Annotated in this window: 20 protein-coding genes; 5 read left to right on the forward strand and 15 right to left on the reverse strand. The window is 34.0% G+C overall.

Annotated features, from left to right (window positions below; genetic code table 11):
• Positions 1-40 precede the first annotated feature (40 nt).
• Positions 41-868, reverse strand: coding sequence for a PP2C family serine/threonine-protein phosphatase (locus AC0NJG_RS07400; RefSeq protein ID WP_474063002.1), 828 nt, complete (start codon positions 866-868; stop codon positions 41-43).
• 123 nt (positions 869-991) lie between these two features.
• Here AC0NJG_RS07400 and AC0NJG_RS07405 point away from each other — a divergent pair, with 123 nt between their 5' ends.
• From AC0NJG_RS07405 to AC0NJG_RS07415, 3 genes are read left to right on the forward strand one after another with little or no spacing between them, the layout of a single operon-like run.
• Complete coding sequence (locus tag AC0NJG_RS07405) at positions 992-1,402, forward strand: MarR family winged helix-turn-helix transcriptional regulator (protein ID WP_087953036.1); 411 nt, start codon at positions 992-994, stop codon at positions 1,400-1,402.
• Positions 1,386-1,715, forward strand: coding sequence for a DUF3147 family protein (locus AC0NJG_RS07410; protein WP_087953037.1), 330 nt, complete (start codon positions 1,386-1,388; stop codon positions 1,713-1,715). The genes AC0NJG_RS07405 and AC0NJG_RS07410 overlap by 17 nt, the downstream gene beginning before the upstream one ends.
• Positions 1,716-1,775: 60 nt before the next feature.
• The gene (locus AC0NJG_RS07415; protein WP_242071317.1) at positions 1,776-2,612 is read left to right on the forward strand and encodes an alpha/beta hydrolase; all 837 of its coding nucleotides are present in this window, start codon (positions 1,776-1,778) and stop codon (positions 2,610-2,612) included.
• An 18-nt stretch (positions 2,613-2,630) separates the two neighbouring features.
• Here the strand turns inward: AC0NJG_RS07415 and AC0NJG_RS07420 are convergent, their stop codons facing one another.
• The 7 genes from AC0NJG_RS07420 to ucpA form a co-directional block, all read right to left on the reverse strand.
• Positions 2,631-3,002 (reverse strand): hypothetical protein, encoded by a 372-nt coding sequence (locus AC0NJG_RS07420; protein WP_060630314.1) that lies wholly within the window; start codon positions 3,000-3,002, stop codon positions 2,631-2,633.
• Between the two features lie 89 nt (positions 3,003-3,091).
• Positions 3,092-3,667: a histidine phosphatase family protein gene (locus AC0NJG_RS07425; RefSeq protein ID WP_087953039.1), complete on the reverse strand. Its 576-nt coding sequence runs from the start codon at positions 3,665-3,667 to the stop codon at positions 3,092-3,094.
• Positions 3,668-3,825: 158 nt separating this feature from the next.
• Positions 3,826-4,467 carry a DUF3885 domain-containing protein gene (locus AC0NJG_RS07430; protein ID WP_087994356.1) on the reverse strand — a complete coding sequence of 214 codons (642 nt, stop codon included), beginning with the start codon at positions 4,465-4,467 and terminating at the stop codon, positions 3,826-3,828.
• A gap of 50 nt (positions 4,468-4,517) precedes the next feature.
• The gene (locus AC0NJG_RS07435; RefSeq protein ID WP_087953041.1) at positions 4,518-5,609 is read right to left on the reverse strand and encodes a serine hydrolase; all 1,092 of its coding nucleotides are present in this window, start codon (positions 5,607-5,609) and stop codon (positions 4,518-4,520) included.
• Positions 5,610-5,708: 99 nt separating this feature from the next.
• Entirely contained in the window at positions 5,709-6,344 is a 636-nt protein-coding gene (locus tag AC0NJG_RS07440) for a cupin domain-containing protein (RefSeq protein WP_087953042.1), read from the reverse strand.
• Between the two features lie 161 nt (positions 6,345-6,505).
• Positions 6,506-6,667, reverse strand: coding sequence for a hypothetical protein (locus AC0NJG_RS07445; RefSeq protein WP_000109006.1), 162 nt, complete (start codon positions 6,665-6,667; stop codon positions 6,506-6,508).
• Between the two features lie 208 nt (positions 6,668-6,875).
• Positions 6,876-7,670, reverse strand: a complete 795-nt coding sequence (gene ucpA / locus AC0NJG_RS07450; protein ID WP_474062953.1) for an SDR family oxidoreductase UcpA — start codon at positions 7,668-7,670, stop codon at positions 6,876-6,878.
• 198 nt (positions 7,671-7,868) lie between these two features.
• On the opposite strand from ucpA, the gene AC0NJG_RS07455 reads away from it, so the two are divergent.
• Entirely contained in the window at positions 7,869-8,291 is a 423-nt protein-coding gene (locus AC0NJG_RS07455; protein WP_474062954.1) for a YfmQ family protein, read from the forward strand.
• Between the two features lie 49 nt (positions 8,292-8,340).
• Here AC0NJG_RS07455 and AC0NJG_RS07460 read toward each other — a convergent pair whose 3' ends face one another.
• Genes AC0NJG_RS07460 through AC0NJG_RS07480 form a run of 5 tightly spaced genes read right to left on the reverse strand, consistent with a single transcriptional unit; the run spans position 8,341 to position 14,132 of the window.
• Complete coding sequence (locus AC0NJG_RS07460; RefSeq protein WP_474062955.1) at positions 8,341-9,174, reverse strand: hypothetical protein; 834 nt, start codon at positions 9,172-9,174, stop codon at positions 8,341-8,343.
• A gap of 20 nt (positions 9,175-9,194) precedes the next feature.
• The gene (locus AC0NJG_RS07465) at positions 9,195-10,457 is read right to left on the reverse strand and encodes an MBL fold metallo-hydrolase (RefSeq protein ID WP_142940690.1); all 1,263 of its coding nucleotides are present in this window, start codon (positions 10,455-10,457) and stop codon (positions 9,195-9,197) included.
• On the reverse strand, positions 10,454-12,124 hold the full coding sequence (locus AC0NJG_RS07470) for an ABC transporter permease (RefSeq protein ID WP_474062956.1): 1,671 nt from the start codon (positions 12,122-12,124) through the stop codon (positions 10,454-10,456). The genes AC0NJG_RS07465 and AC0NJG_RS07470 overlap by 4 nt, the downstream gene beginning before the upstream one ends.
• Before the next feature lie 12 nt (positions 12,125-12,136).
• Positions 12,137-13,162 carry an ABC transporter substrate-binding protein gene (locus AC0NJG_RS07475; protein WP_474062957.1) on the reverse strand — a complete coding sequence of 342 codons (1,026 nt, stop codon included), beginning with the start codon at positions 13,160-13,162 and terminating at the stop codon, positions 12,137-12,139.
• Positions 13,140-14,132: an ABC transporter ATP-binding protein gene (locus AC0NJG_RS07480; RefSeq protein ID WP_087994360.1), complete on the reverse strand. Its 993-nt coding sequence runs from the start codon at positions 14,130-14,132 to the stop codon at positions 13,140-13,142. The genes AC0NJG_RS07475 and AC0NJG_RS07480 overlap by 23 nt, the downstream gene beginning before the upstream one ends.
• Positions 14,133-14,292: 160 nt before the next feature.
• On the opposite strand from AC0NJG_RS07480, the gene AC0NJG_RS07485 reads away from it, so the two are divergent.
• Positions 14,293-15,186, forward strand: coding sequence for a LysR family transcriptional regulator (locus AC0NJG_RS07485; protein ID WP_087953049.1), 894 nt, complete (start codon positions 14,293-14,295; stop codon positions 15,184-15,186).
• 40 nt (positions 15,187-15,226) lie between these two features.
• On the opposite strand, the gene AC0NJG_RS07490 is transcribed toward AC0NJG_RS07485, so the two are convergent.
• Positions 15,227-15,751 carry a DUF4398 domain-containing protein gene (locus AC0NJG_RS07490; RefSeq protein ID WP_087953050.1) on the reverse strand — a complete coding sequence of 175 codons (525 nt, stop codon included), beginning with the start codon at positions 15,749-15,751 and terminating at the stop codon, positions 15,227-15,229.
• 126 nt (positions 15,752-15,877) lie between these two features.
• Entirely contained in the window at positions 15,878-17,146 is a 1,269-nt protein-coding gene (locus AC0NJG_RS07495) for an MFS transporter (RefSeq protein WP_087994361.1), read from the reverse strand.
• Between the last annotated feature and the right edge of the window lie 48 nt (positions 17,147-17,194).

Below are 17,194 nucleotides of genomic sequence, written 5' to 3' on the forward strand. Positions count from 1 at the left end.
AAAAGAGTTCAAGGACAAAAGCCCTTGAACTCTTTTTGTATTAATTAGCACATTGTTCATTATCAGTATCAATGGACCATCCAATAATCGTGGCACAATCTCTACCTTTCCACTGCAGTACATTTGTTAATACTGGTTCAATCTGCAGACTATTTCCGTCGTGCAATATTTCTACTAAAGATTGGTCATCATCAAACCTTCGTTTATCACACTCTAAAATACCGTCCGTTGCCATTACGATGTGATTCATTCCTTTTTCTAATCCTCTTACACCTGACGTAAAACAAGGTGTATTTGCTGCAAAAATATTTTTCCTACCAATATATTCGTAATTCTTCCGTTTATTTAATCGCCCTTTACCATTTTTCGTTTTCTCAGAATGGAATAAATATGCGAAACAATCACCGACTGATAACCAATATAAAAATTCACCTTTTCGCAAACAAATTAAGCATGCAAGTTCCTCATCATCTTGATCACATTTTTCAATAAACAACTCATCTGTAAATAACGCTAATAAGTACATATGTGTATGATGAAAAGCTAAATGTGTTGGGTAGGAAAATAACTCTGTTAGTTTCTCTTTTCTTTCTGAAATGGCTTCTATTATATAATCAATATTTTTTGTTTTGTGGTGTGTATCAAAAATCATAACAAATTCAAATTGTAATTCCGGATCCCACCAAGCAAGCACCGCATCTCCTCGTTCGTATGCATCACTCTCTTGATTTCCCCCATATACGCCGACTGAAAGAGGACCACATTTTTCAACATGTATTTCATCTACATACATCTGTTCATGACTCATCCATTTGAATGTATTCACAGCTATCATCCTCTCTCTTGCTGAATGTATACCTTTACAAATAGATTACCTTATATTTCAATAAAAATAAACTTTTTCAACATTTTTTATCCAAATAAAAGGATTTTACTTCTATACTAACGAATATATCTTATTATACGACACAAAAAAATAGGAGGGCTTATTATGAAAGACATCAATCAGCATTGGGAGAGTATTTATTATCACTTACGATATGAATATGAAGACAACCTTTCTCACCAAGCCATTCGTATTTTACAAATCATTTCTCGTGAGAAAGATATAACAATTGGAAAAGTCGCTACTGAGCTTACTCTCTCTCATAACACAGCATCTGAACACGTAAAGCGCCTTATTCAAAAAGGGTATATCATGAAAGAAAGAAACAAACAAGATGAAAGAGTTGTGAACCTTACTTTAACGAAAGAAGGCATTGAAGTATTAGAAAAGCATACTTTACTAGATAAAGAAAAGATAAAAATATTAGAATCACAGTTATCAAAAGAAGAACAACAATTAGTCGAAAAAGCTTTTTCGTTATTAGCGAAGGAGGCTAAATATGCATTTCCTCGTTAAAGTAATCGTTTCCGCACTTATTATCGGTGTTATTACTGAAGTAGCTAAACATTATAGTACGATAGGTGGTTTTATCGCTGCCCTTCCTCTCGTAAGTTTACTAAGCCTATTTTGGATTTCTTTCGAAGGCGGGAACAAACAAGAATTAAGTCAATTTGCTATAGGCGTATTATATGGATTCCCTGCATCCGCACTATTATTATTTATCGTCTATATTGGATTGAAAAATTCGTTTTCACTTAGTACATCTATCCTGTTCGGTATAGGTGTCTGGTGCATCGTTTTCGCTTGTCAAAAATTATTTCAAACTTAGTTAGGAGGGGTTACTATTTATAAATTTGTAGAGGTATTGGGGCAAACTATAGAAGTATATATGAAAGGAAGTAGTAAACAAACTGTAGTCATTCAAACCGGAATGACTTGCTCATTTTATGATTGGTTTCCTATTATAGAAAAGCTTTCACAGCACTTTACAGTCGTTTCCTACCATCGCCCAGGTTACGGAAAAAGTGAACTAAGGAATCATTCACGTACTACATTACAAACAACAAAAGAACTTCGTATGTTACTACAAAAACTAGATATTAACGACCCAATCATTCTAATTGGTCATTCCTACGGAGGCCTATGCGCACAACATTTTGCCATGTTACATGAAGATAAGATGCAAGCACTTATTTTAGTTGATTCTACCTCCATGAACTTACACCGATTAGATGAACTTCATTTACCAATTTCTGATCAGACTGATTCGGATGATCTGTGGCTTCAAAAATATCATACATACTCCAAAATGGATGTAGACATGCTTTCTAATGAACTAAAACCAATGCTAGCCGGTCAATCAAGACAGTACATTGAATTTTCTACCTCTCCTACATTATATAAAACGACAGCTTCTGAACTATCGGAGTGGAAAAATTGTGCTCGCTCAATAAAAGAACTCTATAAAACATTAGAAGTACCTTTAATCGTTATTGGTAGAGACCCTCAATATTCTATTACTCAGTTGACTAAGGGCGGCATGCAAAAAGAGGAAGCGACACAACTTGAAGCAATGTGGCAAGAACTGATTCATGAACAATTACAAATCTCAATAAATAGCCAATATATACTTGCCGAACATGCTGGTCACGGAATAGAAAATGATCGACCAGATATTATCATTGAAGCGGTTCACTCTCTAAAAATAAAAAAAGGAAGCAACTAAAGCTGCTTCCTTACTTATCTATTCATAATCTTCTTCATCATCGATTTCTTCGTAATATGAATTCCCATTACTTACATAAATAGGGCCATTCGCAACATCAATACGTAATACCCATGCCCATGGCACAGCTAAACGCTTATGTATTGCTCGCCAAAAGCTCATTGATTTTCTTTCGTACTCCTGGAACTCCTGAAGTAACTCTTTGTAGGAGGAACCGTCTAACTGAATATTTGCTTCTAGCAAACGAGAATGGGCATAGTACTGCAGCTCTAGTTCAGCAGCAATTTCCATTTCTTCTTCCGTTGCCATACCAATAATTGTTCCATCTGCTGGTACAATTTCATATACGTTGTGAACTTCAATAAGCCCTTCTTTCTCTTTCTCAAACATGTAAACAGCCTCCTTTAACATATAATTTTTATGTTACAAAGTCATACTTCTACAATAACATCTCTCTTTCCTCTTTTTTTGATAAACTTTTACAAATTATTTATCTGATGACCCGTATTCTCTATCCTTTCGGCAGAAACTAAATCTTCATTATGAAAATTCAACTTAAATATATCAGGCATACGAATTGTTTTCCAAAATTGAAAATCATATTTTGAATCAAAATAATTCATGAGTAATACCATAATATTCCCATGAGTTCCTATTACAATATTCTTATCTTTATATTTTTTTAATATATTTTGCATACATATTACAGCACGCCTTTGCGCTACATCATTCGATTCTCCGCCTTCGTATGCAAAACTCCAATCTTCCCACACATTCTCGATAGCATCATTAAAATCTGCTACTGGCTCTGAACTTAATAACCTTTCTCGTAAATCTTCTTCTATTTCTATTGATACATGATATGTATTCGCAATTCCTTGTACAGTTTGAATTGCTCTTTTGTACGGACTAGAAATCACTACATCAATATGTGCATCTTTTAATAAGCTTGTAACGTTTTCTGCATCCAATTGTCCTTTTTCAGATAAAGGTCGCTCCCGTTCTTCTTTTGTATAGGTAGAATGGGCATGGCGAACAAAATATATTGTTGTCATTTATTCATCTCCTTTTTCCGTTTCTACCCAAATTCAATACATTACCATCAAATCCCTTTACCTTTATAATAAGTGCTTTCAAATTTAAATGTTGATTTTCATATTAATAAAAGGGAAACACCCCATATGGTATTTCCCTCATTTAAAATAGACTACATTCAATTAAATACTTTATCAATTTTATTTCTGTCGTATTCTAATATCCAATCATTATATGTATGATACATATTCCTAATTGTATTAGGAGAGGTAGCTAATACATCACAACCTCTATCATCATAAATGTGAAATATAGTATTCTTGTTAATATTTATGAAATACACCCTATGAAAAATACGCGGTTTTATCCCCATATCTTGATTACAAATTGCTTTTATCATAGGAATGTATTTCAAGTCTGAAACTTTACATTTCAAAGTATATCTATATGTTTTATATACCCCGTCTTCATCGTCTTCTGGAAAAACATAAGGGATTGTATTTTTCTGTAACTTAAACAAATCAGACTTCTCTTTTACATACTTAGAAAAGATATTCAATTTGTGTTTGAAAGTTTCACCGTCTGCATAGTCATTTACATCCACTACAATATACATATCATCTGTTTTGGAATGTAAAGACTGAAATAAAGTAATAGCTCTATTATAAACGCCTTCTAAATATGGGCAGTTTTCATAAATATTAGTGCAATCATAGTTCACACCTAATTTAAAGCGAATACCCATATCCCCATTATAAAATAGAGGTGGTCTAAGTTCTAAATTTGGAAACGTTTCAAGCATATACTCCTTCAACCTCATCTCAACACCTACCTTTAATAGCATCTTGTTTACATAATAAAATTATTCTATTATAATTTATTTCTAAACTCCTCACTTGTTATAATATCTCGAATAAAATAGTCTACATTATTTCTCAACTTTTGATATGCAATTTGATCTTCTATACCGTTAAACATAATGACAGCTTCTACTTTATTCCCTTTCTTATCTGTAGTATACAAGCTTTTTGTCAATACGAATGCGGTAGAACCACCTTTTTGACCAGCATATTCGAACTTACTATTTTTAACTGTTCCTTTGAAAATGTTCTCGATCTCTTCTTGCATTGATTTTGGAAAATAATTTCTACTATTTATCTTTTCCATTATACTCATATAATCTTTAGCGTTCGCACCCACTAATCGATCTGACCAAATTCGCTGAAATTCCATATCTACTTTTAATGGAATATCCCGATTTTTCCATTCTTCCTCATCTTTCATCCATTCCTGTATTTGTAACACATGTTTATTATATTCATCTTTTGACATGTTACGTAACGTTTTTAATGACTGATTTTCTGGCACATGAAGTTCTTTTTCTACGTATCCTCTCATATATAGTGCAGCGGTATAAGAAGTGAACTTATCATGACTAGTAAGCTCTAACTCTTTTATACTTTCATTTACTCTTTCTATTCCAAGCTTTTCTAACAAATATGTTGTATTTGCATTAGAACTATAATGAATCATTCCTTTAGCGACTTCTTCTAAAGCGATTTGTCCATTTTTCACTAATTCTCTCGCTTTGGCATCTTCTAACCAGTTAGGATGTGCTCCACCATCAGTATCTTTAACGTAATATTTTTCTAGCTCGTGCAATGAAATTTGTTCATCACGACTTATTTTTCCTTCTGACACTTGCTTAGCAAATTCAACTGCTATTACGATTTTTGCCATACTTGCTAATGGCAATTTTTTATTTTCATTTATAGAAGTTAATACTTCTCCATTTCTTTTAATAAGTAATGAACATGTTTCATCTTCTTTATGTTCTTTTATGTACTTTAATACGTAATCAGGATCTTCTTTTGACAAATAGTAATTCATAATAACAAAGAAAGCTATAACAGCTACTATAATGACCCCTGCAATTATTCCTATAATCTTTAATATGTTCACAATATACCCCCTCTAATACATTCCCTTCAACATCATAATTATAACAAACCAAATTACAAAATTATACAAAATAGAGTAACTCTTCCTAGAAGGAAAGAGTTACTCTATTTCACATGATGTTATTTGTCCATTTAACGTAACGACTATATTTGATTCGTCACTTTTTTTCACACTATTTATTCGATTTGAGTTAGGAGGACCAATTACAACTGATTCCTTAATTGGCGAAAGGTCCTTCTCTAATTTTTCTGCACTTACACCATATGCAGCTTGAAATACTTCTGGCGGTGTTAATCTAAGTATGTCTGACCCTTCTGCTGTTTCAAACTGATCGTTATTGAAGAACAAATGCAATTGTACTTCTTCTGTTACTGCTGTGATCCAATGCCACCATCCCATTGGAATAAATACAGTTTGCCCCGCTTTCACATGATAATTTTGCAATTGATTCGTTTCGGGATTTAAGATAGATGTAACTGCTGCTCCTGATACAACAACATCCAATTCCCATGCATTCGGATGCCAATGTGGTTCTCGCATGTGCCCTTTTGTCATAAATAAATCAACAAACGCTCCACCTATCATTGCTGGTAACTGCGTGGACGTAACTTCATATGCAACGTTTTTCTCATCCCTTTTAAAAAAGACATTTTTTCTCGAATCAAAGAAAAGGTTTGGAGTTCCTGAGCTTTTCTTTAAATTTTTATTATCTGGAACATAGCCTGAACTACTCATTTTATCCCTCTTTTCCACTCCGAACATTTCTACTTTCACACTGTATCGTATGGAAAAAATGTATGAATGTGCCTAATCATTCACATAACAAAAAAACATGCCTTCATAAGGAGAGCATGTTTTGTGATATCCTTCACATTGTTTAGTTAAAAAATAAATGTTTACTTACCATGATGTAACATTAAATCACTAAGTTCTTCTTCAATGTGATTTAATTTCGCAACGCCTTCTTTCCATTTATGAATATAACGTGAAACCCCAACGAAAAATAAAACGATAATTGTGGAAAGAATAATACCATACACGATTGTTACAGTACTCATAGTTACACTTCCTTATAATTAGTAATGTGGTTATTAGTTATATTTTTATTATAAACCTTTTTCTTTTAAAATACTTCAATTTCAACTTTTTGTAACAAAATTGATTTTTCTAATAATAGTACATAACATGATAATGCTAGAAGAAATCTCTTTCAGATTTCTTCTAGCGTTATAATTCAAAGAACTAAAACTCTCATTCATAATCCTTTTACTTTACACCGACTGAAACCGTTTCTGGCAATGTGCTACCACCATCAATGACAATGTGTGTACCTGTTATGTAGCTTGATTCATCGGATGCTAAAAAACCTGCTAACTGACCTACTTCTTCAATTTTCCCTAAACGTCCTAAAGGAACACCTGAAGCAATTCCATCGATTACATTACTCGGCTCATTTGGATCGGATTCATTTGCTATTTGCTCTGCCATTGGTGTCATAATGTAACCTGGGCAAATTGCATTTACAGTAATATGATGTTTTGCCACTTCACGTGCTAACGCTTTCGTAAATCCCCAAATTGCTGCCTTCGTCGTTGCATATGCAGTTTCACCTTCATCAGCAACCAACGTTCCTGTTACAGAAGACATATTCACAATCTTTCCGTAACTTTTCTCAATCATATATGGCAATACCGCTTTAGAAAAATTCCATACCCCATTAATATTTACTTGAAATTGAAAATCACGCATTTCATCTGACATATCTAAAAAATTTGCAAGTCGAATAACACCAGCGTTATTTACTAACACATCAATCTTTCCGTACTTCTCATATGCATCTTTCACTACTTCTTTAACAGCATTCATATCAGCTACATCGACTACATAACCCGCAGCATCTAACCCTTTACTTACAATATTTTTGGCAGTCTCATGAACTGTCTCTGAAATATCAACAAGTAATACTTTCGCCCCTAGCTCTGCAAATACATGAGCAATTCCAGCTCCGTTCCCCATCGCAGCTCCTGTAACAAAAGCGACCTTACCATCTAATTTCCCCATTGTATAACCCCCTTATAAAATATATAACTCCTTTACATTTTTATCATACCAAATATTCCCTCTCATTCTTTACACATCTCCATTTGTTAAAAAACGTTCAAAAACAGGTAAAATTTTCACAAATTATACAAAACTTCACCTTATGTACTATTACCATATGAGTTATATTATTTAATAGGAAAAAGGGGATGATATAGTATGACGACTTGGTTTATTGTTATGTTAGTTGTATTTGGGGCATTTAAAATTATTGTTTCGAGCCTTCCTAACACTGTTATTGAATCCATTATTAGCAAGTATGAAACACATCCACAACTTGAAGAAGAGAATGTGACTATTACAATTCACGGAAATAACGTAGAAGGTGACCAGAAATCTAAAATTATTCATGATTTTAACGAAGGTTTATTTTTAGATCGCTATTATGCACCGCCACATAATGAGGGTACTCCTTTAATTATTCATGCAAAACGTGGCAAAAAAGATTTTACATTTTATATTTATAGTCATGAAGAGCATGTTGATGTTGTAAAGCAATATAAAAAGAAGGTTGTTGCTTATAGTTTACGTTCTAAAAACCTTCAAAATAATGATATGCTCGTGTCAGCTGATTTAGCGTAATACTCATATATAAAAAGGAATCCATGGCATATGGATTCCTTTTTACTATTCACTGAAAAATAAGCTCTGTTTTCAAACTATCTTTCGGTAACAGCCATCCTTTTTGTTCTAAACTCTTCATTAATACTTCTCTTTGTTCTTTTGCAATACTTTCCTCATTTGTTTTAAAAGACACTTCTATTACGAAATCATCTTCTATTTTCCCTGTATTACTTAGTGGCCAAACTTCAATATTCGTTTTACTATTTTCAAACTCCCCTGTATACCTTTTCATTAATACAGGACCGTAAATACGGGAATCCCTTAACATCTCTTCTCCCCAATTCGTATACAACCATTTGTTCATTTTCCCTGGCAACTTTTCTATTAACATGTTTTGAGCAGCTTTTTCGTTTGGTAAATCAAGTACTCCATATCCTTTCGCACTGTAACTTTTCTTATTTGAAATACTTAACGTTTTCTTTTCAAATCCCCAGTCTATTTCCGCCTCATAACTATCCGTATTACTATCGAATCCTTCTTTTTTAGCTACTACTAGTGCATCTTGAATTACACCGTTTTGAATCGGGTATCTTTTTTTATATGTTAGCTCAAAATCTTTACTAAATTCTTTCTTTCGAATTCTGGCAAACCAGCCTCCATTACTTAAATCTTTATTTGCCGTATCTAAAAACTGAACTTGTATTCTTTCATAATTTATACCAGTCTGAAAATGCTCTAGTACATCTTGCTTCATCTCTTTGTTAGGACCTAGTACTTGTTCTGGCTTTAATAATAACTTCACTTCAAAACTAGGTGTCATTGGACTTGCAGCAAATCCTTCCTTAACGTTATAAAGGAAACAACAAAAGAAAATACTTACGCATACAAATACTTTTTTCATATACCTATCCCCTTTACATTTCAAATGACTTCTATACGTTCCATAGTAAGTGAATATACATTTTCATACCCTTCCGTACTAAGCTTTTTCTGTAATCGATCCGTATCCTCTTTCAATGCGTGTACTAACACCGTATGTTCTGGTAATAATGTATTTAACATCTCTTTCACATCTCTTATACTTTGGTGAACTTTATATGGAACTCGCTTCACCCTACATTCTTTACCTACACGTTCCTTCAAAACTTTTTCTGCAAAGCTCCCTTTCGCAATATGTCCAGTAAAGATAATAGAATTTCGTTCTTCATTCCGAAGTTGTTCATAATATAACTGCGCTCGTTTCGTTTGCATATTTGCATCACTCATTACAACTATTCCATAACTATGTTGCATACCACTGTCATCATCCATAACTATTATGTTTCTTTTTAAACTCTCTATTAGCTCTTCAAGTTCTTCATGATTTTTGATCCAATCTTTATATACGAACATCTGTTGGAATCCATCCAAAATTTCTTGATCTACTATAATGGGAAGTTCTTTATATTTTTTATATAAATACAATACGATATCTTGCGCCCTACCAAGGGGTGGCAAAGGTAATAATGCTATCCCTTTATTTCCTGCAGCACGTTCAATTTCTGCACATAGTTCGTTTACTCGTTCATGTTGCGAAACATCATCAGTATGATAAGCGGCATCTACAATTGCAACTTTTATATCGCCACGTAATTTCTCAGGTAAATTCGCTCGTAGTATGTTAGACTCTGCTGAATAATCGCCAGAATAAAATATATATGTATGGCTCATATCCACTAAAAACCAAACAGCTCCTAATACATGCCCACTATACCCCCATTGAAACCGCAATGTAGGAGTAATCTGTATCCATTCATTCGGATTACTAATCTCATCAACATATACATAATTTAAATCTTTCACATTTTGGTCGTTATAAGGTACATTCCATCCTTGCGTCACATTGTAGTTTCTCCATTTTTTATAATAAGCGGGAAGTTGCTCCTTCGTATAACGAGTTGTCCATATTTTTTTCTTATATCCATACTTCGCTAATAAAGGTAAACCCATCGTATGATCTTCATGAATATGTGATAAAAATACTGCATCTAAAAACGGTACAACTTCCTTCTCTATTTTTGGATAACTATCCTCATATGATCGATTAATACCACAATCAAATACTATTTTCGTTTCTTTATTTTTTACGAAGTAGCAAGAACGACCGTATTCTCCCGCTCCTCCCCACACTTCTATTCTCATCATGCTACCCCTTTTCTTTTTTGCTCCATATGCTGCAGAAGTAATAAACATAGTGTTGTAAGTCCAACTGATACGACAGCCATCGCCATTCCAATAGATACTTCTCCTTGTTCAAATTGAGCAAAAATAAATGTTGCTGACGTTTCTACTGATGGAGGTAGTACGAGAAGCGATGCTACTAACTCTCGTATCGAGATTGTAAATGTCATCGCCCATCCGGCAAGAATACCTGGGATAATAAGAGGTAATATTATTTTTCTAAAAATATACATATAATTCCCAGAAAAAATACTTCCTGCCTGCACAAGAGAATCATCAATTTGCCCGAGCGATGCTTTTACATACTGCACTGTATAAGGTAAAAAAAGAACGACGTACGTTACGATAACCATGACTGGTGTATTGTAAATGGACAGGGGCATATAGGGAGAATTCCAAAATAAAATAAGCCCTACAACCATCACGATTCCTGGTACCATATTCGGTAACATACCGCACATATCCAGCCATTTTTCAGAGGACCTTTTCCCCTTTCGGATCATAAGTGCTAAAAAGACGCCAATCATAACAGCTATAATCGCTGTTATAAGCGAAAAGAGAAAACTGTTCCATAAAGCTTCTAATCCTGGAGATCCGATTGTAAATAATGCTTCATAATGGCTCGTTGTAAAGTTATTTACATGTAAGCCGCCCCCTCTTAATTTTGATAAAGAAGCAATCAATATTGAAAAATACGGGATTCCAATTGATACGATTAATAAACCAATTACATAAAACCATGCTACAACACGCGTAAATATAGACAAAGTATATCTTTTAGATTTCACACCTTTTCCACTAACCATGGCATATGAATACTTTCGATTTAATACATTTTGCATATACCAAATGAGCATACATGCACTAAGTAATAAAGAAGATAATGCTGTTGCACTACTAAAATCAATTGGCCAACTCGAAATAAATTTATGAATCTCTGATGTTAACACATGAAATCTTATTCTTCGTCCAAATGTAGCCGGTGTTCCAAATTCAGCAATCGTCTTTACGAAAATGAGTAAAGCACCCATTACATAACTTGATACTAATAACGGCAATATTATTTTTCTTAAACGATAGAAAAAGCTTCCACCATGAACTGCTGCCGCTTCTTCTTTACTACTCCCAATTTGAAGTAACGTGTTTTTCAACATAAAGTATAGAAATGGGAATAAATGCAGACTCATAATTAAAACCATACCTCCTAAGCTAAAAAACGAAGATGAAATCGTCTTTAGCATCGGAAAAAACTGTTCAAAATAGCCGTTTGGTTGCATGAACAAAATCCAGCCCATCGATCCAATATACGGCGGAGTCATAAATGGAATCATAAAAACAATATCTAACTTGCTATGCTTTCCAACATCTGTTTTGCTCATAATAAAAGCCAGTGGAAATGCAAAGATGGTTGCTCCTATTACTACGAGTAGACCTAGAAGCATCGAATTTAGAAAAATCCCAGCTAATCCACCACTCTGCATCACTTCAAACGGCTTAAAAAAATTCCAACTACTATTTTCATATACACTAGAAAGTAAAATGAGAAAAAGTGGAATGACGATTAACATCGCCACAAGTAACAACGCTACCGTCATCCCAACTTGCCTTACTGATCCGAATCGATTTACCATGTAATCACCATCTTATTGAAATACTTTCTTAAATTGTTTTCCTATTTCATCTTGTTCTTTCTCAACTGTTTTCCAATCAATATTTAATACTGGAATCTCCTCCACATTTGGTCTATTTTCAGCTTTTATATCTGTTCTACCAGGCAATAAATATGCTTTAGAAATTTGTTTTTGTACATCATCAGATAATAAATAATCAATAAACTCTTTTGCACCTTCAACATTTTTACTATCCTTCATAATGCCTGCTGCACGTGGGCTAATCACTGTTCCGCTTTTTGGATAAACAATATCAACTGGTTCACCCTTTGCTTTTGCACTGTACGTCATATAATCAACACCCGCAATAACCATATCTTTTGCTCCTGTTACAACTGGATCTAATGCTTCTTGGTTTGCCCCTGCTACTGTAACTTCATTTTTCTTAAGCTGTTCAAATAAATTCCATCCATCTTTTCCATTCTTTTTCACGTATCCTGTTACAAAGTCTAAAGCTGAACCTGAAAGTGCTGGATCTGGAAGATTCACTCTCCCTTTCCATTCTCCTTTCGTTATATCACTCCAATCTTCAGGTGCTGTCTTCACATTTTTTGTGTTATACACAATCCCTAACGCTGAAGCACTATATCCAAAATAATGTCCTTTATCATCCGACCATTCAGAACGAAGCTTATCAGCTTGTTTCGCTTCTTTATAAGCTAACGTTTGTCCATCCTTTTTTAATCCTTCCATCGCTGGTAAAGATGCAAGTACGACTACGTCAACGACTGGATTTTTCTTTTCGGCTTCCATTCGCGCTAGAATCTTACCTGTTGTTCCTTGAAACATTTCCACTTTTATACCCGTTTTCTTTTCAAAGTCCTTTTGAATTTTTTCTGCTAATCCTTTTGGTCCTGCACTATATACAACAATTTTCTTTTCATTCGTAGTTTTACTTTTTGCATCTGCATTACCTGTCTTTGAGCTACACCCTGTTACTACTGCAGAAAATAATAAAGTACATACAAATAAAGACTTAAGCGAACTGAATTTCTTCATACGATTCTCCCCCTATATGATGAATACATTTTTTCGGTACATATAACGAAACTGGTTTCCCGATGCTTAGCTTACTATTGTGATAAGCTGTCCATACACCGCGTGTCTCCATGTCTACTTTCACTTCATAACGTTCCCCTACATATGTAACGTGCTGAATTTTACCTGTATACATTTCGCACAGGTCATTATTCGTCCAGCTCACATGCTCTGGGCGAACCATTTGTTTCCCCTCTACAAGCCAATTTGCCTTACCAACAAATTTTGCAACAAATTCATGAGATGGCTTCACATAAATATCTTCTGGTGTTCCTTTTTGCAATACTTCTCCTTGTTTCATGACAATGATTTGGTCTGACATTGACATCGCTTCTGTTTGATCGTGGGTTACATACAATGCCGTTAAACCAATAGAATGAACGATATCCATAAGCTCTAATCGCATTTCTTCTCGCAAAATTGCATCGAGTGCACTAAGCGGTTCATCAAACAAAATAAAATGCGGTTTCGTTACAATGGCTCTAGCAAATGCGACACGTTGTTGCTGTCCGCCAGAGAGTTCATGCGGATATCTTTTCTCCATCCCTTGCAAGCGAACTCGCTTTATTGCCTCTTCTACTTTTTCCCGTAATTGATTCGTTTGCTTTGTAGCTCTTAAACCAAATGCAACATTTTCAAATACAGTCATGTGTGGCCATAAAGCAAAATCTTGAAATACCATACCGATATTACGTTCATGAGGAGATGTTTTTATTTTTTTAGAAGAAGAATACATGCACGTATCTCCAAAATATATTTCACCTTTATCTGGCTCTTCCAGTCCTGCAATCATTCTAAGTAATGTCGTTTTCCCGCATCCAGAAGGTCCTAAAAGTGTGGTGAATTCACCTTGTTTCATAACAATTTGTAACGACTTTAACGCTTGTACTTTTCCAAATGATTTTTCTAATCCACTAATTTTAATATCCATCGTTTCACCTCTCTCCCCTCACTCTTAACCTGCTTTCATTCTATATGGAAGATTTATACTGAATGTTAATGTACTGTAAAGATTAAATTAAAAAACTTCTAATAAACTATTTATTTCTATAGATTTTTTCTATAGTTAGAAGAAAAAGGGGCAACTTGCCATGAATCTCTTAAAATTAGAAATTGTAGTGCTTATTAAGAAATACAAAAAGCTCACGATTGTTGCAGAACAGCTTGGAGTTAAACAACCTACTATTACATTCCATATAAAAAGCTTAGAAGAGGAACTCGGTGTTCCTTTATTTGAATTACGTTCTGGAAGATATTTCTTAACAGAGGCTGGTGAGGCATTACATCATTATGCTTGTAAAATAGATGCACTGATGAAGGAAGCTAGGCGGGTCACGCAAGAATTTAAAGATTTTCATAAAGGTGCTATAACAATTGGCGCTAGTTATGTACCAGCGACATATCTTTTACCAGAAATTGTTCATCAATTTCAATGTGAATTTCCAAATATAAAAATAACACTGATGGTAAAAACAGCTCCTGAAATTCGAACAATGCTACAAAATCATGAAATTGATCTCGGTGTAATTTCCGCAGCACCATTTGATGAATCACTTTTAAAACAGACAAATATAATGCCTGATACACTTGTTCTTGCTTTCTCCAAAGAACATCATTTTTCAAAAAAAGAAAATGTATCATTACAAGATATCGAAAAGGAACGGATATTACTGCATCGTAATCCATCTACAACGAGGGATTTACTTACAAAATGGATGTTAGCTCATAACATTACATTCCAATCAGAAATTGAATTAGATTCATTAGAAACAATAAAACAAATTTTAAAATACGGTAATGGGGTTGCCTTTATTTCTAAACTTGCTATTGAGCAGGAAGTACAACGAAATGAACTACACTACATACCCATCCCTGGATTTGAATTTCAACGTAACATTTATACGATTCATCATGAGGACAGATGGAATTCTAAAATTATTTCTTTTTTACTACAGAGCATCAATTCTTATGCAGCAAAAAATTAAAAGGCTGTCGTTATACACGACAGCCTTTTACACTATAACTCTATTTATTTTTCTTCGCTTCAATTTTTGCTTGTGCTTCTTCAGCCTTATCTAATGCTTCTGAAACTTTTTTCTCTTTTTCTTTCACGTCATCTATACTATCAACAGCTTTAATAAGTTTATCAATTCCTTCTTCTTCTACTTTTCTACGCTTAGCTACTCTTTCATTTACTTTCTCTTCTACATCTTTTGCTTTTTGAAGCATATTCTCTGCATTTGATGTTACAGCTGTTTCAAGTGCAGCGTCTTTTTTCATTTGTAACACTTCATTTGCAATGTCTTTCGCTTCTAAATACTTACCGTCTTTTAATGCTGTTGCTCCATGATCCATTTTCTCAGCCATTTCTTTATATGATTTCGCTTCATTTCCTGATTTCTCTTTTTCTGCTTTTTCAAACCACATTGTTGCATCACTATATTTTTCATCTTTCAATGATTGCATACCTGTTTCAATATATGTGTCATAATTACTACATCCAGCCATTACAACTAACAGAAAAAGCATAACAAAACTTAATTTTTTCATGATGTTTTCTCCTTTTCTTTGCCTGCTCACTTTACTTTAACATACATGAAAAAGAGTTTCAAAAACTAAAATACTAATTTGGTCATTTTTATAATGATAAGTCAAATTTTTATTATTTTATTATTTTTAAGCAGACACATCCACTTGCTTTTTCGCCATATGTTGCCTTACTCCAACTAATACAACTAACAATAAACCTCCGCCTATTGTCATCATAACAATGCTAGTTGGTAACATATCTAATAATAATCCATATACAATCATACCGAGCGGTGCGATTGCAGTCGCAATTGTTTCAAGTAGGCCAAACACACGCCCTAAGTAGCTCGGATCTGTCGTTTTTTGCATATGTACTTGCATCGGAATGTTTACAATCATAATTGCTATACCCGTTAACATCATAAATGCAATATAGTAAATAAAACTCGCTACTTTTGGAATAATAACTAACAACGGAAAGACTGTACATAAACTTAACCCCGCAAATAAAAACAGTCCAGTGTAAATAGAACGAAACGGATTATTCACTTCTTTACGCACTGATAAAGCAATCGCACCCATTAGCATCCCGACTGCTAACATTCCCTCTACAGTACCGAGTTGCTTTGAAGATAAATGCAATGTATGGACGATAATGTATGGCAGTGCAACGGTTAGCCCACAAGCAAAAAAGTTTACCCACAATGCTATTTTCATTAAACCATATATTTCATGTTGTCGTTTTACATATGAAAAACCTTCTTTTATACTCGTCAAGAAATGCTCTTTACTCTCAGCCACTTCTTTTTTATATAAATCAAATACCATAAATAATTGCAAAATAACTGCTAAAAAGAACGTAATACTATTTAACAAAAAGAACAACTGAATGGAAAAGAAACCAAATACGACTCCGCCAATAATTGGCCCTAAAATATTGGATAAAGAAGCCGCCGTTTGATTTAAAGCACTCGCTTTTTGAATACGCCCCTCATCTACTAAACTAGGAATAGACGAAGTTAATGCAACAGAATAAAAACTTGCACAAATTGATAATAATGCTGCTGAAACATAAATAAAAAGAAGTGATGGTCCAAATATTGTAGCAAGGATAAACATAATAAGCATTGTTAAACTACTTAATAAATCCGTACCAATGACAAGCCATCTTCGATTCACACGGTCTGCTACAGCACCTGCAATCGGACCACAAATCATCCTTGGAAACGACCCGCAAACGAGCGTAGTAGCAAACCCCATTCCTGAACCTGTTGTCTTTAGTACGTATAACCCCATTGCGAACGTATAAATACCTGCGCCTAATAAAGACGTCATTTTTCCAATCATCATTAAAATGATATTTCTCGTTGCAATCTTCATTCTTGAATCAGTTTGACCTATACTTACATCTTCCATTTTGACACTCTCCCCTTAAAAGTTAAATTGTGTTAAACTTATTATATA

It is taken from the genome of Bacillus sp. SSR7, from assembly GCF_055902415.1.